The 20,737-nt window shown below is 43.5% G+C and carries 19 protein-coding genes and 1 riboswitch; of the genes, 8 read left to right on the top strand and 11 right to left on the bottom strand.

The genetic code is table 11. The features are described from left to right. Positions 1 to 860: 860 nt before the first annotated feature. Genes VRU48_RS04935 through VRU48_RS04920 form a run of 4 tightly spaced genes read right to left on the bottom strand, consistent with a single transcriptional unit; the run spans position 861 to position 2,656 of the window. Positions 861 to 1,007, bottom strand: coding sequence for a hypothetical protein (locus tag VRU48_RS04935; RefSeq protein ID WP_330106812.1), 147 nt, complete (start codon positions 1,005 to 1,007; stop codon positions 861 to 863). Further along, positions 988 to 1,521: a hypothetical protein gene (locus tag VRU48_RS04930; RefSeq protein WP_330106811.1), complete on the bottom strand. Its 534-nt coding sequence runs from the start codon at positions 1,519 to 1,521 to the stop codon at positions 988 to 990. Before VRU48_RS04930 ends, VRU48_RS04935 begins: the two co-directional genes overlap by 20 nt. 57 nt (positions 1,522 to 1,578) lie before the next feature. Then, entirely contained in the window at positions 1,579 to 1,863 is a 285-nt protein-coding gene (locus VRU48_RS04925) for a putative quinol monooxygenase (protein WP_330106810.1), read from the bottom strand. Between the two features lie 13 nt (positions 1,864 to 1,876). Next, positions 1,877 to 2,656: an SAM hydrolase/SAM-dependent halogenase family protein gene (locus VRU48_RS04920; RefSeq protein WP_199141015.1), complete on the bottom strand. Its 780-nt coding sequence runs from the start codon at positions 2,654 to 2,656 to the stop codon at positions 1,877 to 1,879. Positions 2,657 to 2,760: 104 nt separating this feature from the next. Between VRU48_RS04920 and VRU48_RS04915 the strand changes: the two genes are divergently transcribed. The 5 genes from VRU48_RS04915 to VRU48_RS04895 all read left to right on the top strand — a co-directional run bounded on the left by VRU48_RS04915 (position 2,761) and on the right by VRU48_RS04895 (position 6,452). Then, positions 2,761 to 3,723 carry a PhoH family protein gene (locus tag VRU48_RS04915; protein WP_330106809.1) on the top strand — a complete coding sequence of 321 codons (963 nt, stop codon included), beginning with the start codon at positions 2,761 to 2,763 and terminating at the stop codon, positions 3,721 to 3,723. 92 nt (positions 3,724 to 3,815) lie between these two features. Continuing rightward, positions 3,816 to 4,091: a hypothetical protein gene (locus tag VRU48_RS04910; RefSeq protein ID WP_330106808.1), complete on the top strand. Its 276-nt coding sequence runs from the start codon at positions 3,816 to 3,818 to the stop codon at positions 4,089 to 4,091. A gap of 67 nt (positions 4,092 to 4,158) precedes the next feature. After that, on the top strand, positions 4,159 to 5,112 hold the full coding sequence (locus tag VRU48_RS04905) for a phosphoribosylaminoimidazolesuccinocarboxamide synthase (RefSeq protein WP_330106807.1): 954 nt from the start codon (positions 4,159 to 4,161) through the stop codon (positions 5,110 to 5,112). 34 nt (positions 5,113 to 5,146) lie between these two features. Then, positions 5,147 to 5,533 (top strand): STAS domain-containing protein, encoded by a 387-nt coding sequence (locus VRU48_RS04900; protein ID WP_199141011.1) that lies wholly within the window; start codon positions 5,147 to 5,149, stop codon positions 5,531 to 5,533. Between the two features lie 7 nt (positions 5,534 to 5,540). After that, entirely contained in the window at positions 5,541 to 6,452 is a 912-nt protein-coding gene (locus VRU48_RS04895) for a ribonuclease Z (protein ID WP_330106806.1), read from the top strand. Positions 6,453 to 6,952: 500 nt separating this feature from the next. Here VRU48_RS04895 and VRU48_RS04890 read toward each other — a convergent pair whose 3' ends face one another. The 3 genes from VRU48_RS04890 to VRU48_RS04880 are packed head-to-tail and all read right to left on the bottom strand — an operon-like array spanning position 6,953 to position 9,665. Further along, positions 6,953 to 7,909 carry an MlaD family protein gene (locus VRU48_RS04890; protein WP_330106805.1) on the bottom strand — a complete coding sequence of 319 codons (957 nt, stop codon included), beginning with the start codon at positions 7,907 to 7,909 and terminating at the stop codon, positions 6,953 to 6,955. A 15-nt stretch (positions 7,910 to 7,924) separates the two neighbouring features. Beyond that, positions 7,925 to 8,749, bottom strand: coding sequence for an N-acetylmuramoyl-L-alanine amidase family protein (locus tag VRU48_RS04885; protein ID WP_330106804.1), 825 nt, complete (start codon positions 8,747 to 8,749; stop codon positions 7,925 to 7,927). A 40-nt stretch (positions 8,750 to 8,789) separates the two neighbouring features. After that, positions 8,790 to 9,665, bottom strand: a complete 876-nt coding sequence (locus tag VRU48_RS04880) for an N-acetylmuramoyl-L-alanine amidase family protein (RefSeq protein ID WP_330106803.1) — start codon at positions 9,663 to 9,665, stop codon at positions 8,790 to 8,792. 125 nt (positions 9,666 to 9,790) lie between these two features. On the opposite strand from VRU48_RS04880, the gene VRU48_RS04875 reads away from it, so the two are divergent. Genes VRU48_RS04875 through VRU48_RS04865 form a run of 3 tightly spaced genes read left to right on the top strand, consistent with a single transcriptional unit; the run spans position 9,791 to position 15,074 of the window. After that, on the top strand, positions 9,791 to 12,418 hold the full coding sequence (locus tag VRU48_RS04875) for a putative LPS assembly protein LptD (RefSeq protein WP_330106802.1): 2,628 nt from the start codon (positions 9,791 to 9,793) through the stop codon (positions 12,416 to 12,418). A gap of 12 nt (positions 12,419 to 12,430) precedes the next feature. Beyond that, positions 12,431 to 13,678, top strand: coding sequence for a competence/damage-inducible protein A (locus tag VRU48_RS04870; RefSeq protein WP_330106801.1), 1,248 nt, complete (start codon positions 12,431 to 12,433; stop codon positions 13,676 to 13,678). Positions 13,679 to 13,736: 58 nt separating this feature from the next. Continuing rightward, positions 13,737 to 15,074 carry a dihydrolipoamide acetyltransferase family protein gene (locus VRU48_RS04865; protein ID WP_330106800.1) on the top strand — a complete coding sequence of 446 codons (1,338 nt, stop codon included), beginning with the start codon at positions 13,737 to 13,739 and terminating at the stop codon, positions 15,072 to 15,074. Between the two features lie 146 nt (positions 15,075 to 15,220). Here VRU48_RS04865 and VRU48_RS04860 read toward each other — a convergent pair whose 3' ends face one another. From VRU48_RS04860 to VRU48_RS04845, 4 genes are all read right to left on the bottom strand, one after another. Then, positions 15,221 to 16,462 (bottom strand): homoserine dehydrogenase, encoded by a 1,242-nt coding sequence (locus tag VRU48_RS04860; protein WP_330106799.1) that lies wholly within the window; start codon positions 16,460 to 16,462, stop codon positions 15,221 to 15,223. An 84-nt stretch (positions 16,463 to 16,546) separates the two neighbouring features. Beyond that, a complete protein-coding gene (locus VRU48_RS04855; RefSeq protein WP_330106798.1) occupies positions 16,547 to 17,605 on the bottom strand; it encodes a homoserine O-acetyltransferase family protein in 1,059 nt (352 codons plus the stop codon). 78 nt (positions 17,606 to 17,683) lie between these two features. Then, positions 17,684 to 19,006: an O-acetylhomoserine aminocarboxypropyltransferase/cysteine synthase family protein gene (locus tag VRU48_RS04850; RefSeq protein ID WP_330106797.1), complete on the bottom strand. Its 1,323-nt coding sequence runs from the start codon at positions 19,004 to 19,006 to the stop codon at positions 17,684 to 17,686. A gap of 307 nt (positions 19,007 to 19,313) precedes the next feature. Further along, a riboswitch (SAM riboswitch) is annotated at positions 19,314 to 19,426 on the bottom strand. A 188-nt stretch (positions 19,427 to 19,614) separates the two neighbouring features. Further along, complete coding sequence (locus VRU48_RS04845) at positions 19,615 to 20,736, bottom strand: trans-sulfuration enzyme family protein (protein WP_330106796.1); 1,122 nt, start codon at positions 20,734 to 20,736, stop codon at positions 19,615 to 19,617. Position 20,737: the final 1 nt, after the last annotated feature.

The raw sequence follows: 20,737 nt of genomic DNA, 5'->3' as shown, positions 1-20,737 counted from the left end.
AATTTAAGGCGATTAGTTTTTGCGTTAGCTCTGTTCGTAAACGAGTTTCTCGCAATACTACACCAAACATTAAAATCCGTTCATCTGTAGCTTTCTATCTAGAACCATTAAGAAGTTAAGGTAATTAAGTTTTGTTCTTTTCGAAGGTAAACACTTTACGCCAATCGCCAAACGCTAATCTATTCAGCCGTAGCTATGCACATCGCACTCCTCAATACACATTACGCCAAACGCTAAAATCTGTTTATCTGTGGCTTTCTTTTTTTAGAACCATTAAGAAGTTGAGGCGGTTAAGTTTAGTTCTCGTGGTAGATAAATGCTTTACGCCAATCGCCAAACGCTAATTTATTCATCCGTAGCTACGCACATCGCACTACTCTATACGCATTACGCCAAACGTTAAAATCTGTTTATCTGTGGCTTTCTATCTAGAACCATTAAGAAATTAAGGTAATTAAGTTTTGTTTCCATGGTAGATAAACGCCTTGCGCCAATCGCCAAGCGCTAATTCATTCACTCGTAGCTACGCACATCGCACTACTCTATACGCATTACGCCAAACGTTAAAATCTGTTTATCTGTGGCTTTCTTTTTTTAGAACCATTGAGAAATTGAGGTGGTTAAGTTTAGCTCTCATGGTAGATAAACATTTTATGCCAATCGCCAAACGCTAATCTATTCAGCGGTAGCTATGCACATCGCACTCCTCAATACACATTACGCCAAACGTTAAAATCTGTTTATCTGTGGCTTTCTATCTAGAACCATTAAGAAATTGAGGTGATTAAGTTTTGTTCTCATGATAGATAAACGCTTTATGCCAATCGCAATACGCCCTACGCAGTACCCAATACCACTCGCTACTCCAAAGAATTTGTCAAAGCCCAATACCTGAAACCCAATATGGCTTTCTGAAACGAGCTCAGCTTCATGGGGTCTTTTTTGTAATAGCTCGGCAACACCAGTTTGTTGAGCTTTACCAAAAGCTTAAATATTTGCTTCTTCATAACGCTTCAAATCCTTTTGTTTCTTGTTCCATAAAAAAGCAAACGCTCCGCAACCCAATAAAGCTATACCCATGATCAAGTAAGCCATGCCTTTTGAGCTTTCTGTTTTTTTGAGCTGTTTGCTCAGCGCCTCGTTTTGATCTTGCAGGGTCTTAATGCTTTTTCGGTAATTCAATATGCGTTCAGAAGTAGTATTGGCCGTAGTTTGTACCTGTTGCATTTGTACGTCTTTGTAATCAAGCAATACTTTGAGCTCTTGAAAAATGTTGTTGTCGTTAATGGCAATCTGTCTTAAGATCTCGTTCGAGTTCCTGATGTCGTTTTTGGTCTGAAAGCCAAATATGCCTGTACGTGCATTAAGGCTTTCTTCGTACTGGCCAAATTTGGCGCTTCTTTCGGCCAGCAAACCGTTAATTTTTAGCCGTTGGATTTGATAGGCGCTTGTATCCTGCGCAAAGCAACAAAAGCTCGATAATAAAAGCAGGAGTGAGAGGGAGATAGTTTTTTTGATCATCGTGTTTAGCAGGAAATAATTTAATTATCCATACAACAACACAATTCCTTGCATTGTTTAGAATTCGTTTAAGCTCCAGGCTTCGGCTCTGTGTGCAAAATTGGGCTTTACCTTGGCCCAAGTCTCTTTAAAAAGGTCGGAGGTGCGGTATTTTTCCAAATGATCGGCACTTTGCCAGTAACTGATGGTGAAGAATATAGACGGCTCGCTTTCGTGCTGCAACAGCTTCACCTCTTCACAACCTTCCGAAGCCTTGATTTTCGATTTTACGGCTGAAAACAATGTTTTGAAATCATCGATAAAACCAGGTTCAAAATGCATTTTTACCACGCGGACTAACATAGGCCAATCAATTTTAAGGATGGAATTCTACCCGTACAATATCGCTGAGGTGCAGGCCCAAAAGACCACTGGCCTTGCCTTTATTAATCGCAATTTCCAAATGGTTGCTAATGCCAAACAAGCATAGTTTTTCGCCTTCGGGTACCTCGTTGTAATGCCAGCTGAGCTGTGTAATGGTTTCGCTTTTTCTAAAATAGAGCGTAAAATCGCGGTTGCGCTGTATTTTTGTAAACAGGTCTTTCGTAATATTGGTAATTACATTGCAAAAAGTGTCGATGTAGATTACGCTTCCCCTGATAATGTCGCGCTCAATTACCGGGTGCAGCAGCATGCGTTGCTCGATGTCGTTGGCTGGTATGCCAATGTCTTTTAGTTTTCCTCCCTTGGCCAAGTGGATGGCCGCCTTTACAAAAATATCAACTAACGGAAAGTGCAGGTACTTCAGGTCCTGCATAATGTTCAGCTCCACAATTTCGTCTGGCTTTTCGTCAAACAGCAAAGAGAAAATGCCGTTGTCGGCACCCACAAAAAAGTGGTCTCTGTAGCGCAGTGCCACATATTTGGTTTTTTCGTTGTATACCGAATCGATACCGATCAGGTGTACCGTGTTTTTGGGGAAATAGGGATAGGAGTTTTTGAGGACAAATGCCGCATAAGAAATGTTGAATGAAGGAACTTCGTGCGTAATATCAACAATATTGGCCGTAGGCAGGATGCTCAGGATGCCCCCTTTGAGAGCGGCCTGGTAAAAATCCTTGGAGCCTAAGTCGGTTGTTAATGTGATAATCGCCATTAAAAATTCAATATTTATTCTTATTCTTGCGTAGGGGCAAATCGCCTACAAATATTCAAAAATTAAAATCAAAATAGACACTTCTAAATAAAAAATACAATATTTTGAACGAACTGAAGCTAACATTAGAAACAACCGATCAGGTACAATTTTGGGGCGCCAACAACGAACACTACGAGCTGATGAAGGCGGCTTTTCCCAAATTGAAGATCGTTGCAAGAGGAAACGACGTTAAGGCGTTGGGGGATGAGGCTGAGCTAAAGGCCTTTGAGCAAAAGTTCGAACAACTCGTTGCCCACCTCGATCAATACAGGACACTTTCGCATAACGATGTAGAATCGATACTCGGTGCCAAAAAAACAGTAGCCAAAACCGATGAAGCACCAGCCGTTGCGCCAGTGAGTAGCGGCGAAGTAATCGTTTATGGCAACCACGGACTATTGGTTAAGGCGCGCACGGCCAATCAGCGTAAAATGGTCGATAGTATCGGCAAAAATGATGTATTGTTTGCCATCGGTCCTGCAGGTACCGGCAAAACCTATACCGCTGTGGCCTTGGCCGTTAGGGCATTAAAAAACAAGGAAATCAAGCGGATTATCTTAACCCGTCCGGCTGTTGAAGCAGGAGAGAGCCTGGGCTTTTTGCCCGGCGACCTGAAGGAAAAGGTAGATCCGTACTTGCGTCCGCTATACGATGCGCTCGACGATATGATCGCGCCAGAGAAGCTAAAACTTTACCTGGAGAACAGAACCATCGAAGTAGCACCTTTGGCTTTTATGCGTGGCCGTACCCTCGATAATTGCTTTGTGATATTGGATGAGGCACAAAATGCCACCGATTTGCAACTGAAAATGTTCCTGACTCGTATGGGCCCAACGGCAAAATTCATTGTTACTGGTGATATTACCCAGGTCGATTTGCCTAAAAAATCGCAATCGGGCTTACATAATGCCTTGCGCATCCTAAATGAGATTAAAGGCATCGACATTATTTACCTGAGCGGCGAAGACGTGGTGCGCCATAAATTGGTGAAAGCCATCCTGAAAGCCTACGGGGATATTCAGTAGTTTAGTTGGTAGTTTATGGTTGATAGTCGATAGGGCTGAAGGCACTTTCAATTGAAAACTGTAAACTGAAAATTGGTCTTAAAATCATTCAAATGCAATTTGGGTTAGATGAACCGTTTAAATTGGCCATAGAATCTGAGGATGGCAAAAACTTGAGGCTGGTTGTTTTAACAGGTGATGAAGAATGGGTTTGCCACAAGACCAATGGCAAAACATTGAAAAAATTCTTGACCGAACCTGATTCGACCTTGTTTAAAGGGAGGCTGCAGCTGCATAAGATGAACGACCACATTACGGTACTAGTAAAGGAACAAGCCATAGGACATATTTTAGTGGTTGATTTTGAAGCGGTTCTACACAAATTGTAATAAAATTACGTCGTGAGGCAGGCTAAACGCTAGTGGTTTTGGTTTAAAATCGTATTTTTATAGGCTAATGAGAGCAATCAAAGAAACCCATTTTAATTTTCCGCAACAAAGCAATTTTTATAAAGGCAAAGTGCGCGATGTGTATACCATCAACGATGAGTTAATGGCGATGGTAGTGACCGACAGGATTTCGGCATTCGATGTAGTTTTGCCCGAAGCCATTCCTTTCAAGGGCCAGGTGCTGAACCAGATCGCTGCCAAGTTTTTGGCTGCCACGCAAGATATTGTTTCCAATTGGGTATTGGCCACGCCAGACGAAATGGTAACCATCGGTCGCATTTGCGAGCCATTTAAAGTAGAGATGGTGATCAGAGGCTATTTGGCCGGTCATGCCTGGCGCGAATACAGTGCGGGCAAGAGAACGGTTTGTGGCGTTGCATTGCCTGATGGATTAAGCGAAAACGACAAATTGCCACAGCCTATTATTACCCCAACAACCAAGGCTGCTGTAGGCCACGACGAAGATATTTCTAAAGAAGATATCCTGGCCAAAGGCATTGTTTCTTTGCTTGATTATGAAAAATTGGAAGCCTACACCCATGCGCTGTATGCGCGCGGTACTGAAATGGCCGCCGAAAGAGGCTTGATATTGGTCGATACCAAATATGAGTTTGGAAAAGTAGGAGATGCCATCTACCTGATCGACGAAATCCATACGCCTGATTCTTCGCGCTATTTTTATGCGGCAGGTTATGAAGAAAGGCAGGCCAATAAAGAACCTCAGAAACAATTGTCGAAAGAGTTTGTCCGCAAATGGCTTATCGAAAATAACTTTCAGGGCAAAGACGGACAAGTGGTGCCAACCATGACCCCCGAAATTGTAGACTCGATTTCAGAGCGCTACATCGAATTATATGAGCAGATTACCGGCGAAAAGTTTATTAAAAACCCTTCGGCCGACATTTTAAACAGAATAGAAAAGAACACCCAAAACGCAATTAACGACCTGTTGTCGAAATAATCGCTAATTTCGTTTACAATAAAAACTAAGAAATATGAAATTCTCAACTGATAAGCACGAAAAATATGTGGTTTTAAAATTGGACGAACCTAAGTTCACCAATGATAATACCCCGGCCTTAAAGTCGGAATTCATTTTGTTAAATACAGAAGGCTACCGCAACATCGTGCTTGATTTGTCTGAAGTGAAAGAATGCATCGACTCGCAAGACCTGAGCAGTTTGCTGGTAGGCGATAGGCTTTGCAAAAGTGCTGGAGGCGTTTTTGTGGTGTGTGGCGTTAATGAAAGCATTGCCAAGATCATCAAGATGTCTAACCTGCACCAATCGGTGGTTTTTGTGAACAAACTGGATGAGGCAACCGATTTGATTTTTATGGAGGAGATTGAAAAAGAACTCCGTGGCAGCGTAGATAAAGGATAAACGCTAAATGAAATTTGAGGTAACCATTTTGGGCAGTAGTTCTGCTACGCCGGTATACAATAGAAATCCCACTGCCCAACTATTAAACTGCAACGAAAAGTTTTACCTGATAGACTGTGGCGAAGGTACGCAGCAGCAACTCATTAAGTTTGGCCTCAAAGCCTCTAAAATAGATTTTATTTTCATCAGCCATTTGCATGGCGACCACTATTTCGGCCTGATTGGCTTGTTGTCGAGCATGCACCTGAACGGGCGCATTAAACCTTTGTACATCTTCGCGCCACAAGCCATACAAGAAATCCTGGCCTTGCAGTTTAAGCATTCGGATACAACATTGCGCTACGAATTGGTGTATTTTGCTATCGACCCCGAACAGCCGGCCGTGATTTTCGAAAACCGAGATGTAGTGGTAGAAACCATTATCCTCAACCATCGCATTCCTTGTACGGGATTTAAGTTTACCGAGAAAAAACGGCTCCGGAAATTGCTGGTCGACAAGCTCGAGGCCAAAAACGTGCCTTTAGAATGTTATCCCTTGCTTAAAAGAGGAGCCGATTTGACCCTGCCCGGTGGAGAAACCTTGCTGAACGCCGATTACACGACCGATTCTGCCGTGCCTAAATCCTATGCCTATTGCTCAGATACATTGTTCGATGTAGCCTATTTCGATAGCATCAGAAATTGCGATACCTTATACCATGAGGCTACCTTTTTGCACGATATGCTCGAAAGGGCTAAAGAAACGCACCATACTACGGCGTTGCAGGCAGCAGAAGTGGCCCAGGCTGTAAATGCCAAGAAATTGCTGATTGGCCATTTCTCTTCTCGCTATAAAACATTGGTTGAGCTTTTAGATGAAGCCAAAAGTGTTTTTCCTGCTACGCAATTGGCCATTGAAGGAACTACTTACGAGATATAAGTCTTTAGTCAATAGTCCATAGTTCATAGTCTATTGTCCATGGTTAATAGTTGCTAGCTATAAACCTTCAGCCTTCCACCTTTGGTCTTTTACCTTTGGTCTTTTATCTTTAGTCTTTCTTTTGCCTTCCGCCTCGAAGGACCCCTAAAAAGAGCAATCCCCCTTGTTGAGCGTACAAGAGGGATAATTTATTAAGGATTTGTTTATCTAAGAGAAGCTATGCTTCTGTTTTGTTCAAAAAAGAATACTCCTCTTACGACAATAAACATGCCTTTGGTGCTTAATCCCAAATAATTTACTAAATAGCTGTTAGAACATATATTACGGGTGGCGACTGGTTTTTTTCTTCAAAATAGAGTAAATTAATATGTAGAAAAATGAGTATATATTTCTACTAATGTGTATTTTATTTCTCAAATTTACCCAGTTATATTTTTGAAAACCTACAAAAAAAGCCGGGAGAAATCCCAGCTTTCAGCTATATCATTTGACTAAATTGCCTATTTATCGTCTTTTTTGCCACCGCCACCAAATACCGAGAAGTGTACATAGCGTTTAGGGTTGGCCTTAAGGTCGATCATCAATGCATCAAGGTTTTTGGCCGCGTTGGTCAGGTTGTCGTACATTTTTGTATCGTTAAGCAATTGGCCCAAGGTACCTTTTCCGCCTTTTAATTCGCTTACCATGCCTTGCAAATCGGCTATGGCTTTATTGGCGTTATCAATAGTCGATTTGAAGTTAAGCGCCGCGGCCTTATCCGTAACAGTATTCAAATTAGCTAAAATGGCATCTATTTTTGCGCCGTTGTTTTTGAAATTAACCGTAATGGCTTCTACGTTAGAAAGGATATTAGAAAGTTTAGAGCTTTCAGAACCTACCAAGGCATCTACTTTTTTAGAAGTAGCTTCCAACGAAGTTAGGGTAGAGGCAATGCTATTGAAACTGCGGTCAACATTTTTCTGGAAGTTCGGATTTAAGATCGAATTTACGCTGGTTAAAATCGAATCCATTTTGGTAATGATCAGCTCGGCCTTTTTTTGTACCGGCTGTACGGATTCCATCAAACCTTTTTCCACGTTTCCGTTTAGTACATAACCATCTTCTGCATATTCCTTGCTATCGCCCAAAACCATTACAATGGCTTTGCCACCCAATAAATCGGTGCTTTCTAAGCGCGCTATGGTGTTTTTTGGAATCTCGTATTGCGATTTGATTTTCAGCGTGGCTACAATGCCTCCGTCTGGTTTCAGCTCGAGCGCATCAACCCGACCGATTTGAAAACCATTGATCAATACTGGTTTAGATACAGTTAAACCGTCTACATGGGTATATTTGGCATAAAGCACGGTTTCGCTCGAAAAGATGGAGTTTCCCTTTAAAAAGTTGTAGCCGATAATCAATAAGGCTATGGCAAATGCGGCCAGAACGCCTACTTTAGTTTCGTTTTTGATTTTCACGTAGTTTGGGTTTATTTAGTTCTCAACTTCTTTTTTATATTGCTTAATGGCATCAACTATTGCATTTACAATCTCTTCCTGTCCGCTGGCAGAGTTGATGTAGTCTTCTTCATCGGGGTTAGAAATAAAGCCGATTTCGGTTAGTACAGAAGGCATGGCTGCCCTTTGTAAAATCAATAATCCTTGCTCTTTAACACCTCTGTTGCCCCTTTTGTTTACTTCGGTATAGTTTTTTTGTATCTTCTGGGCCAGGTCGAGGCTTTTTGCCCGGTACAGCGATTTGTACAAAGATAGCATAATTAATTCCTCGGGGTCGGTCGGATCATATGCACCTTTTTTCTTGTAGTCTTTGTCCTTTAAAATTTCCTCGTTTTCCCTAATGCCGGCATCCATTTCGTTAATGCGTCGGTAGGCACCTACAAAGGTTTCGGTGCCTTTGGTGGTTTTGTTTTTAACGTATTTGTAAATAGGCTTGCCTTTTTTGTCTTTGCCAACCAAGACCTTGTCGTCGGGCATAGAGTTGCAGTGGATCGAAATGAAAAGATCGGCTTTTAAATCGTTGGCAATTTCGGCCCTTCTGTACCAATCCACATCAACATCCGTTCTGCGTGTTTGTACGATTTTGATGTGCGGAAAGGTTTCTTCCAGCTTTTTGCCCAGTTTGAGGGCTACCTGTAGGGTTACGTTTTTTTCGAGCGAGTAGGAGCCCGCTGCGCCCGACCTGAAGCCGCCGTGGCCTGCATCAATTACTATCGTCTTCATTTTGTACCCTTGCGCAAAGCTTTGCAGGGTAAAACAGCAACATATAATAAGAATAGGCAGGTACTTCTTCAGGTTCATTTAATTTTGTTTGGTGCAAATTTACAATAAATAATGTGAATTAGATTTCTACACTTGCTTTATAAGCTTGTATGGCTTTTAAAAGACATTCGGTAATTTCTATTTGTCCGGCTTCTGAGTTCATGTAGTCTTCCTCGGGCGGATTGCTGATAAAACCGATTTCGGTCAGGATAGCCGGCATACCTGCACGAGCCAACACGGCCAGGCTTTTTTCTTGTACGCCTCGGTTTATTCTGCCTACTTTTACATATTCGTCTTGTACAAATTTGGCCAGTTTGAGGCTTTGCGTCCTAAAAGTGTTTTTCATCAGCGACAGGATAATGGCGCTTTCAGGATCGTCGGGGTTAAAGCCTTCGTAATTTTCCTTATAGTTGTCCTCTAAAAAGATAGAAGCATTCTCTCTTTTGATGGCATCATCTTGCTCGTTGATCCTGCCTGTACCCGAAACAAAGGTTTCCGTACCTCTGGTAGAAGTGCTTTTGGCGCTTCTGTATTTATAGATAGGTACCTTTTTGCCTTTTTTACGGGTATAGCCACTAATATAACGGGTGGTGTAAACCGGCATGTCGTTGCAGTGGATCGAAATGAAAAGATCGGCCTTAACCGTATTGGCCAAACCGATACGTTCATATAAAGGAATGAAAACATCGGTTGTACGGGTATAAACTACTTTTACATCCTTTAAGTTGTCTTCAATCAGCTTTCCAAGTCGCAATGCCGTTTTTAAAGCCACGTCTTTTTCTGCAGAGTAAAGCCCGCGCGTATTGCCGTCCCGGCCACCATGCCCTGCATCTATTACGATTGTTTTTATTTTGTATTCTTGTGCAAATGATTGGTTATCAATGCCTAACAATAGGATGGCAGAAATAAATATCATCAAAATCGGATTTGACCTAACCATTGGTATATTTTTCATTAATTTTGAACGTTTTGGGATAAACATTATTGCAAAAATAACATTCACGCACAAATTTGAAACTTTTACGGAATATCATTTTCATAACGGCTACTCTTTTATTTTCAGTTGCGGGGAATAAAGCTATGGCTTTGTCCAAATTTACTTTTCAGCAGGTAGTTAAACAAACCGACACTTCCAAAAAAGATACGACAAAGGTCAAAAAAAAGATGACCAAAAGCAGTTTAGACGCTAAACTGGAATATTATTCGCAAGATTCTATCCGTACCGACCGCAAAAACGGCATTATCCATCTGTATGGAAAGGCGCGGGTGATTTATGAAGATTTTGAGCTGGATGCCGATTACATCCGCTTCAATTCGAAAGACAATACCATTTTTGCCAGTGGCGTTAAAACCGACAAGGGCAAATATGTGGGCAGGCCGATTTTTAAGATGGGCAAAGAGGGCTCGTCTATTGCCGATTCGTTGACCTATAACACCAAAGATCATGAGGGTACTGTGGATGGTGTGTATACCGAACAGCAGGGCGGATTTTTCTCGGGTGGCAAAACCAAGGTGCAACCCGATAACGAGTTCCATGTGAAGGGTACCATATATAGTACTTGTAATTTGCCACATCCGCATTATGGCATCCACATTACCAAAGGGATTGCCACCGAAACCCAAATTATTACAGGACCGGTTTATATGGAATTTGAGGGGGTGCCTTTGCCCATCGCTATTCCTTTTGGCTTTTTTCCGAAGCCCAACAAGAAATCGTCGGGTATTATTTTGCCTACGCCCGGAGAGGATGCCACCAAGGGTTTTTCGTTGACCAATGGGGGGTATTACCTGGCACTGAACGATTATTGGGATGCCAAATTGATGGGGAACATCTTTACCAACGGTTCTTACGACCTTAGTCTGGCTACCAATTATATTAAGCGTTACAAATACAACGGTAACTTTAACCTGTCTTATTCCAGTACCCGAAACGGTTTGGAAGGAACGCCGGAATATACGCCTCAAAAGAACTTCCACATTGGGTGGACACACTCCCAAAATGCCAACGCCCGACCCGGAACTACTTTTAGTGCCTCGGTAAATGCGGGTACGGGCAACTTTTTTAGGACTACGGCTGCCAATGGTACCTACGATATCAATCAGATTGCACAGAATACCATGAGTTCGAGTATTTCTTATGGCAAGGTGTTTGGCGATGGTTTGTTTAACTTAACCGCTGCCTTGACCCACTCGCAAGAAACACAGAACAAAACCATCAGCTTAACGCTTCCCCAAGTGAGTTTAAACATGTCGACCATTAACCCTTTCGACATGAAGAACAGCTCTGGCACGCCAAAATGGTATCAGAAACTAAGTGTAGGCTATAGTTTGCAGGCCAGCAATACCGTAAATACCAAAGAAAACCTGCTTTTTGACAAAGACGGATTAAAGCGTTTTAAAAACGGCATGCAGCATTCTATTCCAATCAGCTTGCCTTTCAATGTGCTCAAATACCTCAATTTTAGTGCAAATGCCAATTACAACGAGCGATGGTATTTCCAGACCGTAAGGAACCGTTACATCCAATCGCCGGGCGTAGACAGTATTGCGGTTGATACGGTGAATGGCTTCAGGCGCGCGGGAGAGTATTCCTTGAGCTTGGGCATGTCGACCAAGTTTTATGGCCGGAAGGATTTCAAGAATTTGGGCAAGATCAAAGCCATCAGGCACGTAGTTACCCCGAATATCAGTTTCAGTTATAAGCCCGATTTTTCTACAAATAGCAACTATTACAAATATCAGGAAATTTATACCAACGACCTTAGGCCGGGTTTGAGCGTGCCAACTGGACAATATAAATTAGACAACAGGGGCAGACCTTTAAAATACTCGATTTTTGAACAAGGTATTTTTGGTGGGCCCTCGGCAGGCAAGCAAGCCAGCTTGGGTTTTTCTGTCGATAACAACGTGGAACTGAAGGTAGCTTCGGCCAAAGACACTACCGGTACGGGCGAGAAAAAAATCCCGATTATCCAGGGCCTGACCTTTTCGAGTTCATATAATTTTGTGCAAGACAGTATGAAACTGGCACCTATCAATTTTAGTGGCCGTTCGCAGTTTACCGATAAATTGGGTTTTAACTTTAGTGGGGTGTTTAGTCCTTATGTGGTGCTCGAAACGCCTGCTACTACTGCTGGTGGATCTCCTTCTTATCGTGAAATTGACAAGTTTGTATGGAGTGAGGGAAAATTGCCTCGTTTAACCAGTTTCACGTTTTCTTTCGACTACAGTTTGAATCCGGATGCTTTAAAAAGCAGGAACAAAAACATGGATAATCTGAAAAACCAAACGGCACAAACGGGTCGTACGCCAGAACAGATTGAAGAACTGGCGGCCATTAGTCGAGATCCGAATGCGTTTGTCGATTTTAATATCCCATGGAATTTTGCTTTCTCTTATAGCTTCAACTATAACAATCCATTCGGGCAAAAAACAACCCGAAACATCAGCAATACCTTGAACTTTAACGGCGATTTTAATTTAACGCCAAAGTGGAAGATCCAGTTCAATTCTGGTTACGACTTTAAGGCCAAAAACCTCTCTTATACTTCGTTTGCCATTTACCGTGACCTGCATTGTTGGGATTTGAGCGCCAGCTGGATTCCTTTCGGCAGCTACCAGAGCTATTCGATCGATATCAAAGTAAAGGCTTCTATCTTGCAAGACCTGAAGCTGAGCAAACGCAAAGGCTACTATACCAAATACTAAATACATAGAAAGATGTTAGCAGAAATCATCACTATTGGCGACGAAATCCTGATTGGTCAGGTTGTTGACACCAATTCTGCGTGGATGGGCCAAGAACTGAACAAGATTGGCGTAAGCGTTAAACAGATTACTTCGGTTTCAGACCAGGCCGAGCATATTAAACAGGCTTTAGACGAAGCCCAGCAACGTGCCGACCTGATTTTGATGACCGGCGGTTTGGGGCCAACCAAAGACGATGTAACCAAATTGACCTTGTCGAGCTACTTTAATATGCCCTTGCGCAGGGACGAAGCTACTTTGGCCCATGTAACCGATATTTTTGCGCGCCTCAACAGGCCCATGATCGAGGCCAACATCAAACAAGCCGATGTTCCAGATGGCTGTACGGTAATCCAGAACAAAAACGGCACGGCGCCTTGCATGTGGTTTGAGGTGAACGGGAAAATATTCGTGTCGATGCCGGGCGTGCCTTTCGAAATGATGTATTTGATGGAGGAAGAAATTCTGCCACGCATCAAAAAAGCCTTTAACCTTTCGTCAATTATCCATAAAACCATTTTAACCGCTGGTTTGGGCGAGTCTTTTTTGGCGCAACAGATTGAAGATATCGAAGATCAGTTGCCCAGCCATATCAAATTGGCCTACCTGCCAAAGCTTGGTCAGGTGAGGTTGAGGCTAAGCGGTACGGGTGCCGATGAGGAGGCTTTGGAAAAAGAAATCGAGCATTTTGCACAGCAAATCATGACACGGATTGCTAAACACGTAGTGATTGACCAGGATATTGCGCTCGAAAAAGCAATTCTTGACCAAATGGAGGCCAAAGGGCTTACGCTTTCTACCGCCGAAAGCTGTACCGGAGGCTATATTTCGCATCTTATTACCCAACACGCAGGCTCTTCGGCCGTATTTGCAGGCGGTGCGGTGGCTTATTCGTACGATCTGAAAGAATCTATTTTGGGCGTAAAGCACGAAACGCTGACTACTTTTGGTGCAGTAAGCGAGCAAACCGTAAAGGAGATGGCTCAAGGTGCTATTTCACACTTTAAAACCGATTACGCCATCGCGGTGAGCGGCATTGCCGGTCCGGGTGGAGGCCTGCCCGGAAAACCTGTCGGAACGGTATGGATTGCCGTGGCCAGCAAGCATAAAGTAGAAGCCAAACTCTTCACTTTTGGCAGCAAAAGAATTCAGAATATCGAGCGTTCGGCAATGGCTGCCTTAACCATGCTGCTAAATCTCTTGAAACAAGATTTGAATTAAATCGCTAAAAAAGCGTACTTTTGCGCCCGTATACCAATTATAAACACAAGTAATTACTATGGCACAATACGAATTATTGTTACCAAAAATGGGAGAGAGTGTTGCAGAAGCGACCATTATCAAATGGACGAAACAGCCGGGAGATACCATTCAGCTGGACGATACCATATTGGAAATTGCTACCGACAAGGTAGACTCGGAAGTGCCGTCGCCAGTTGCCGGAAAGCTGGTAAAGCAGTTGTTTGCTGCCGATGATGTAGTTCAGGTAGGAGCTGTAATTGCCATTATCGAAACCGAGGGTGGCGAGCAAAGTACAGCGGTTCAGGAAACGCCGGTTGCCCAAGAAGCACCAGCAGTTGCCGAAGCCAATATCCCGGGCATTAGCCAATTGCCAAGTACGCCAACAACATCGAATACTGCGCAGGATTTTAAAGATTCAGGTCGTTTTTATTCGCCGTTGGTGAAAAATATAGCTGCACAAGAAAATATTTCTGTGGCAGAGCTTGATCAGCTCAAAGGAAGTGGGGCCGATGGTCGTGTAACCAAGGATGATCTGCTCAACTATGTACAACAAAAAAATGGTGGCGCACCAGTTGTTGCTGCACAGCCTGCACAAACTAGTCAGCCTGTTGCCGCGCCAGCCAAGCCACAAGCAGCGGTTGCGCCAGCACCAAGCTTAAGTGGTGGCGACGAAATTATTGAAATGGACAGAATGCGCAAGCTGATCGCCGAACATATGGTGATGAGCAAGCAGACTTCGCCACACGTAACTTCTTTTGTAGAAGCCGATGTAACCAACTTGGTGAAATGGCGCGATAAGGTGAAAAAGACCTTCGAGCAAAGAGAGAACGAAAAAATTACCTTTACACCAATTTTTGTGGAGGCTGTGACCAAAGCGATCAAGGATTTCCCGATGATCAATGTAACGGTAAACGGAACGCAAATCATCAAAAAACGCGATATCAATATCGGTATGGCTGCTGCCTTGCCTAGTGGCAATTTGATTGTGCCGGTTATCAAGAATGCCGACCAATTGAACCTAGTTGGCCTGACCAAAGCGGTTAACGATTTGGCTTCGAGAGCACGTGCTTCTAAACTGAAACCAGATGAAACCCAAAATGGCACATTCACTTTAACCAACGTGGGTTCTTTTGGCAATGTAATGGGTACTCCGATTATCAATCAGCCGCAGGTAGCTATTTTGGCCGTTGGTGCTATTAAAAAGAAACCAGCTGTTTTAGAAACAGAGTTTGGCGATGTAATTGCCATTCGCCACATGATGTTCCTTTCGCTTTCTTACGACCACAGGGTGGTAGATGGAGCGCTAGGTGGCTCGTTTGTTCGTCGCGTAGCCGATTATCTTGAGAATTGGGATATCAACAGAGAGATTTCATAAAATAGACATGCGAAGTTTTTAAACTTCGCATGTCTTACTGCAATAAAGCAAAAGGCCCGAATATTTCGGGCCTTTTTGCATAGAAACAAAACAAAAATTTTTTTAAAGACCTGCGAAGTTTTCAAAACTTCGCAGGTCTAATAGCTCTAGTTTACAAGCAGTCCTTCTTCTGCTATGGCCTTAATATCTTGTTGGCTATAGGTTAGTTTGCCGGTTTGGGCAATAAACACGTCTTTGTTCAGCAGCAATTCGCGGTTTTCGATCAGGTTTTTCAGACTGATGCTACCAATTACGTATTTGTAATCATTGCGGGCAAAACGCTCCGAGATGTTTTCTACCTGAAGTTTTTCTACGGTGTACTCATGTACGTAACGCAGGTAAACTTCAATGCTTACCTTGTCGGTATGGATAAGACCGTTTTGTTGGTGGTATTTTTTATACTCGTAGCGATAGTCGTAGCGCAAAGCGGCGATATCGGAAAGTACAGCGGCACCGGTAGGATGGCCACCTGCACCTTTGCCAAAGAAAAACTGCTTGTCGGCAAAAGCAGCCTGCACAGTTACGCCATTGTATTCGTTTTCTACGTTGAACAAGAAATCGTCAGCCTTTACAAATTTGGGCAACACAAAGGTTACGATTTGTTTGGTGCTGATTTTACGTGCCGTAGGTACTAATTTAATCTTAAAGTTCTTCTCTCTCGCATATTGGATATCGGCATCTGAAATATTTTGGATGCCCACATTTAAAATATGATCTGGATTGATAAACAAGCCATAGGCATGTGCCGTGGCAATGGTCAATTTAAATTTAGGGTCGTAGCCTCCAACGTCCAGAATAGGGTCGGTTTCGGCAAAACCTAAATCTTGGGCCTGTTGCAAAGCGGTACTGTAGCTTAGGCCTTCGTTAAATATTTTAGAAAGGATGTAGTTTGATGAACCATTGAATATGCCACTGATTCCGTGCAACAATTCATTGTCGTAGTATTCTTCCAGGTTACGGATAATCGGAATACTGCCGCATACTGCGCCTTCGTACAGCAGGGAGGTACCATGCTCGGCCTGTAGTTTCACCAGTTCTTCCAAGTGGTTGGCAATCATTTTTTTGTTGGCTGATACCACGTGCTTGCCACTGCTCAAAGCTTTTTTGGCAATCTCAAAAGCGGCATCAGCATCGTCGATTAGCTCTACAATGGTGTTGATTTCCGGATTGTCCAGAATTTCATCATGCGAAGTAGTGAAAAGGTGCGCATCCAGGCTGCGTTTCTTCTCCGGATTTTTGATGGCGATTTTTACCACCTCTAAATTCAGGTTCTGTCCGCGGATGATATCATGAAGGCCCTGTCCAACCACGCCAAATCCAAATAATCCTATTTTAAGTTTCTTGCTCATTTTATGTTGTGTTAATTCTTTAGTAAATTTTAGTTGCTTAACCCATAGACCATGGTCGATGGACTATGGTCTATAAGCCTATCTCTAAGCTGTCTGGTGCAGCTTGATAATTTTCTTGTCGCTGCTTTCCTTTAAAAAGTTTCCGATAATATTGGTCAGTTTATCTGTCTCTATCAAAAAGCCATCGTGTCCATAGGCGCAATTGATGCTGCTGAATTGCGCATCTGTAATGTGCTCGGCCAAGAATTTTTGCTCGCTGATGGGGAAGAGGATATCATTATCGATACCGATAACCAAGGTATTCGCCTCCACTTCGGCCAATGCCGCTACAATACTCTTTTTGCCCCGGCCAACGTTATGGCTATCCATCGCTTTGCTCAAATACCAGTAGCTGTAGGCGTTAAAGCGCTTGCATAGTTTCTCGCCCTGGTAATTTTGGTAAGACGAAGCCCTGTAATTGCCGGTTTTGTCGTTTACGCTTTCCAGCTGCGTAGCGGCATAAGCTTCGTAGGTGCGGTAAGAAAGCAAGGCGATGCTGCGAGCGGCTTTTAAACCTTTCAATCCACCATCGGGCTGGTTGGCGTAAAAAGTCCTGTCGGTGCTGATGGCTAAACGCTGACTTTCGTTGAAGGCGATGCCCCAGGGCGAATGTACGGCGTTGGTAGCCACCAAAATCAGGTTTTCTACGTTTATGGTTTTGGCAATCGACCATTCCAAAGCCTGTTGGCCACCCAACGATCCCCCAATGAGTACTTTAATGCTGTTGATCCCTAAGTGGTTGGCCAAGAGCTGATGCAATCCTGCTAAATCCCTGATGGTGAATTCAGGAAAAGAAAGGTAATAAGGCTGTCCAGTTACCGAATTAATGCTCAGCGGATTGGTAGTGCCGTAGTTAGAACCCAAAATGTTGGCACATACAATAAAGTGTTCATTTGGGTTAAACAAAGCGCTGTTGCCGAACAAACCGTCCCACCAGTCCAACACATCGGCGTTGGCGGTTAAGGCGTGGCAGGCCCAAATTACATTGTCTTTGTTGGCATTCAGTTTTCCGTAAGTCTGATAGGCGATTTCTACATGACGTAGTTTTTTGCCGCTTTCTAACTTAAAGAGCTTAGGGTATTTATAGGTGGCTGTAGTACTCATTTTTTGTTGGTATGGTGGAGTTGGAAGGTTGTAGAGTTTAAATGTTGTAAAGTTGCAATGTTTTAAGGTTGAAAACGGTTAACTGAAAACCGCAAACTGTTCATTGACCACTGCAAAGGCCTGTTCAAAATCGGCAATGATATCGTCGATATGTTCGATGCCTACCGAAACACGCAATAAGTTTGGCGTAACGCCGGCAGCAATTTGCTCGTCGATGCTGAGTTGTTGGTGCGTAGTGGCTGATGGCTGGATGATCAATGTTTTGGCATCGCCTACATTGGCCAAATGGCTTACCAGTTTTAGGCTATCGACGAAGGCAATGGCCTGTTCCTTTTCGCCGTTCAGTTCAAACGAAAGTACAGCTCCAAATCCGTTGCGCAGGTATTTTTTGGCGTTGGCATGGTAAGGACTGCTTTCCAAGCCAGGATAATTTACCTTGGCTACTGCCGGATGGTTTTCTAACCACGTTGCCAAAGCCAATGCATTTTCTACATGGCGTTGTACACGCAATGACAGGGTTTCTAAGCCTTGAATCAGCAAGAACGAATTGAAGGGTGCCAATGCCGGACCAAAATCCCTCAAGCCTTCAACACGGGCACGGATAATGAACTGGATGTTGCCAAATGGGCCATCCTGACCGAAAACATCGTCGAAAATCAAACCATGGTAACCTTCGGCCGGTTCGATAAACTGAAAGAATTTGCCGTTGCCCCAGTTGTAGTTGCCACCGTCAACAATGACACCGCCGATGCTGGTGCCGTGTCCGCCAATCCATTTGGTAGCCGATTGTACCACCACGTGTGCGCCATGTTCTAAAGGCTTAAACAAATAACCGGCTGCACCAAAAGTATTATCTACGATTAATGGAAGGTCATATTGTTTGGCAATGGCCGCTATTTTCTCAAAATCAGGAATGCTAAACGAAGGATTGCCGATGGTTTCTACATAAATCGCCTTGGTATTGCCATCAATCTTGCTTTCGAAGTCGGCAGGATCATCGCCGTTGGCAAAGCGGGTTTCGATACCCAAACGCTTAAAAGCCACTTTAAATTGGTTGTAAGTGCCACCGTACAAATGGCTGGAGGCTACAAAATTATCGCCTGCCTGCAAAATGTTGTTCAAGGCAATGAATTGGGCCGCTTGTCCAGAGCCTACGGCCAAGGCGGCAACGCCACCTTCTAATGCCGCAATCCTTTTTTCGAATACATCGGTGGTAGGATTCATTAAACGGGTGTAGATGTTGCCGAATTCTTTCAGCGCAAAGAGGTTGGCGCCATGTTCAGAATTTTTAAAGCCATAAGAAGTGGTTTGATAGATAGGTACGGCTCTTGAGCCAGTTGTAGGGTCTATTTCTTGTCCAGCGTGTAGCTGTAGGGTTTCGAATTTATAGGATGTTGACATGATTTCTAAGTTTTAAATTGTAAATGCCTGAAACTGTAAGTTGATTGCGTTTGCCTGAAGTAGGCGAGGGCTATTTTGGCTTAAAGCCAGCATGAGCCGTTAGCGTACCCTAATTTTTTAGGGCCTTCCAAATTGAACATACAAAGGGGAAGAATTTTGTGCTTAGTATATGCGACAGCACATACAACACATCAACTGTGCGTTACAGCAAAACTGATTTACATTTAAAAATGAAACCGACTGTTTGGGTTTTGAACCTGAATTTTCGCTAAGGAGCGATGATGAATTGAACTTTTTCATTTTCTTCAATTTATATTTCCAAACAACACCATGTTGCCCGGTCAGGAATTGGCACCTTCTCCGTTAGGGAGGGTTGCCAGTGGGTCAAAGAGCCTGTCTCTCGCCACTTCTTTATAAATCAAATCTTAAAAAGATATTGACTTGGAAATTCAGCTTTCGCCGAATAATGTTCCAAAGGTATGTGAAAATTTGAAAAACTACAAAATAAAATTTCGATTTATTTTTAAGTCGTTGATTTTTAGTTGTTTGTTGTAGTTGGTTATTGGCCAATAGTCGATGGTCAATGGTCCATGGACTATAAACTGTGGTTAAACAAATGCCAGTGCTTGGTCTAAGTCGGCAATCAAATCGTCTATATGCTCCAGGCCAACCGAAATCCGAATTAAATTTTGTGGCGTTTTGGTGTCCGGGCCTTCAACAGAGGCACGGTGCTCAATAAGGCTTTCCACGCCACCCAAACTGGTCGCTTGTGCAAATATTTTTACTTGGTTTACTACCGTTCTGGCTGCTGTTGCATCGCCGTTTACCAAAATAGAAAGCATGCCGCCAAAACCGCTCATCTGTTTTTTAACAATTTCGTGCTGTGGATGGCTCGTTAAGCCTGGATAGTAAACGCCTGCTATTTTAGGGTGTTGCGCTAGGTGACGTGCCAATTTTTCGGCATTTTCGCAGTGTCCTTTCATGCGGTAGGCCAATGTTTTGAGGCTACGCAACAGCAAAAAGCAATCGAAAGGAGAGGGTACGGCACCGCCAATTTGCTGGATGTTCTTGATTTTCTCCCAAAATTCGTCTTTACGCGCCGTAGTTAAACAGCCGCCCAGTACGTCGCTATGACCGCCAATGTACTTGGTGGTAGAGTGCATCACAATATCGGCTCCCAGCTTGATGGGGTTTTGCAGACTTGGCGAAGCAAAGGTGCTGTCGCAGGCAAAAATGAGTTGGTGTTTTTTGCAAATCGCGGCCAGCGCTTCAATATCCGTAATCTTCAAAAGCGGATTAGATGGCGTTTCGGCCCAAATCAGCGCCGTATTGGGTTTAATATGCTTGGCTATGGCCGAAAGATCGGTCAGGTCGATAAAATCGAAAGTGAGGGTATTCGCAAAAATACTTTGCAACTGTTTTTTAAAGCCCCAATACATATCGTCGGGGGCAATAATATGGCTTCCGGGTTCCAATGCCTGAAAAACAGCCATTCCGGCGGTGTTTCCAGAAGAAAAGGCACAGCTGTCTTCACCAAATTCGAGCGCCGTTATGACGTTTTCCAGCGCCGAGCGGTTCGGATTGCTCACTCTGCTATACATGTGTCCGCCAGGATAGCCGCCGTCTTCGCCCCTTAAAAAAGTAGTCGAAAGGCTAATGGGCATAGTTACATCGCCGGTGGCGCTTTGGGTTAATTGAAGAGCATGTATGGCAGTAGTTTCTGGTTTCATT

This window comes from Pedobacter albus, assembly GCF_036324255.1.
GTDB classification, from domain to species: Bacteria; Bacteroidota; Bacteroidia; order Sphingobacteriales; family Sphingobacteriaceae; genus Pedobacter; species Pedobacter albus.
This window is presented reverse-complemented; position numbering and strand designations above follow the sequence as displayed.

What these genes read in the sequence shown, in the direction of transcription:
- VRU48_RS04935 (WP_330106812.1), bottom strand. Translation starts at nt 1,007, where the DNA reads ATGAAGAAGCAAATATTTAAGCTTTTGGTAAAGCTCAACAAACTGGTG.
- VRU48_RS04930 (WP_330106811.1), bottom strand. Translation starts at nt 1,521, where the DNA reads ATGATCAAAAAAACTATCTCCCTCTCACTCCTGCTTTTATTATCGAGC.
- VRU48_RS04925 (WP_330106810.1), bottom strand. Translation starts at nt 1,863, where the DNA reads ATGTTAGTCCGCGTGGTAAAAATGCATTTTGAACCTGGTTTTATCGAT.
- VRU48_RS04920 (WP_199141015.1), bottom strand. Translation starts at nt 2,656, where the DNA reads ATGGCGATTATCACATTAACAACCGACTTAGGCTCCAAGGATTTTTAC.
- VRU48_RS04910 (WP_330106808.1), top strand. Translation starts at nt 3,816, where the DNA reads ATGCAATTTGGGTTAGATGAACCGTTTAAATTGGCCATAGAATCTGAG.
- VRU48_RS04905 (WP_330106807.1), top strand. Translation starts at nt 4,159, where the DNA reads ATGAGAGCAATCAAAGAAACCCATTTTAATTTTCCGCAACAAAGCAAT.
- VRU48_RS04900 (WP_199141011.1), top strand. Translation starts at nt 5,147, where the DNA reads ATGAAATTCTCAACTGATAAGCACGAAAAATATGTGGTTTTAAAATTG.
- VRU48_RS04895 (WP_330106806.1), top strand. Translation starts at nt 5,541, where the DNA reads ATGAAATTTGAGGTAACCATTTTGGGCAGTAGTTCTGCTACGCCGGTA.
- VRU48_RS04885 (WP_330106804.1), bottom strand. Translation starts at nt 8,749, where the DNA reads ATGAACCTGAAGAAGTACCTGCCTATTCTTATTATATGTTGCTGTTTT.
- VRU48_RS04880 (WP_330106803.1), bottom strand. Translation starts at nt 9,665, where the DNA reads ATGAAAAATATACCAATGGTTAGGTCAAATCCGATTTTGATGATATTT.
- VRU48_RS04875 (WP_330106802.1), top strand. Translation starts at nt 9,791, where the DNA reads ATGGCTTTGTCCAAATTTACTTTTCAGCAGGTAGTTAAACAAACCGAC.
- VRU48_RS04870 (WP_330106801.1), top strand. Translation starts at nt 12,431, where the DNA reads ATGTTAGCAGAAATCATCACTATTGGCGACGAAATCCTGATTGGTCAG.
- VRU48_RS04865 (WP_330106800.1), top strand. Translation starts at nt 13,737, where the DNA reads ATGGCACAATACGAATTATTGTTACCAAAAATGGGAGAGAGTGTTGCA.
- VRU48_RS04860 (WP_330106799.1), bottom strand. Translation starts at nt 16,462, where the DNA reads ATGAGCAAGAAACTTAAAATAGGATTATTTGGATTTGGCGTGGTTGGA.
- VRU48_RS04855 (WP_330106798.1), bottom strand. Translation starts at nt 17,605, where the DNA reads ATGAGTACTACAGCCACCTATAAATACCCTAAGCTCTTTAAGTTAGAA.
- VRU48_RS04850 (WP_330106797.1), bottom strand. Translation starts at nt 19,006, where the DNA reads ATGTCAACATCCTATAAATTCGAAACCCTACAGCTACACGCTGGACAA.
- VRU48_RS04845 (WP_330106796.1), bottom strand. Translation starts at nt 20,736, where the DNA reads ATGAAACCAGAAACTACTGCCATACATGCTCTTCAATTAACCCAAAGC.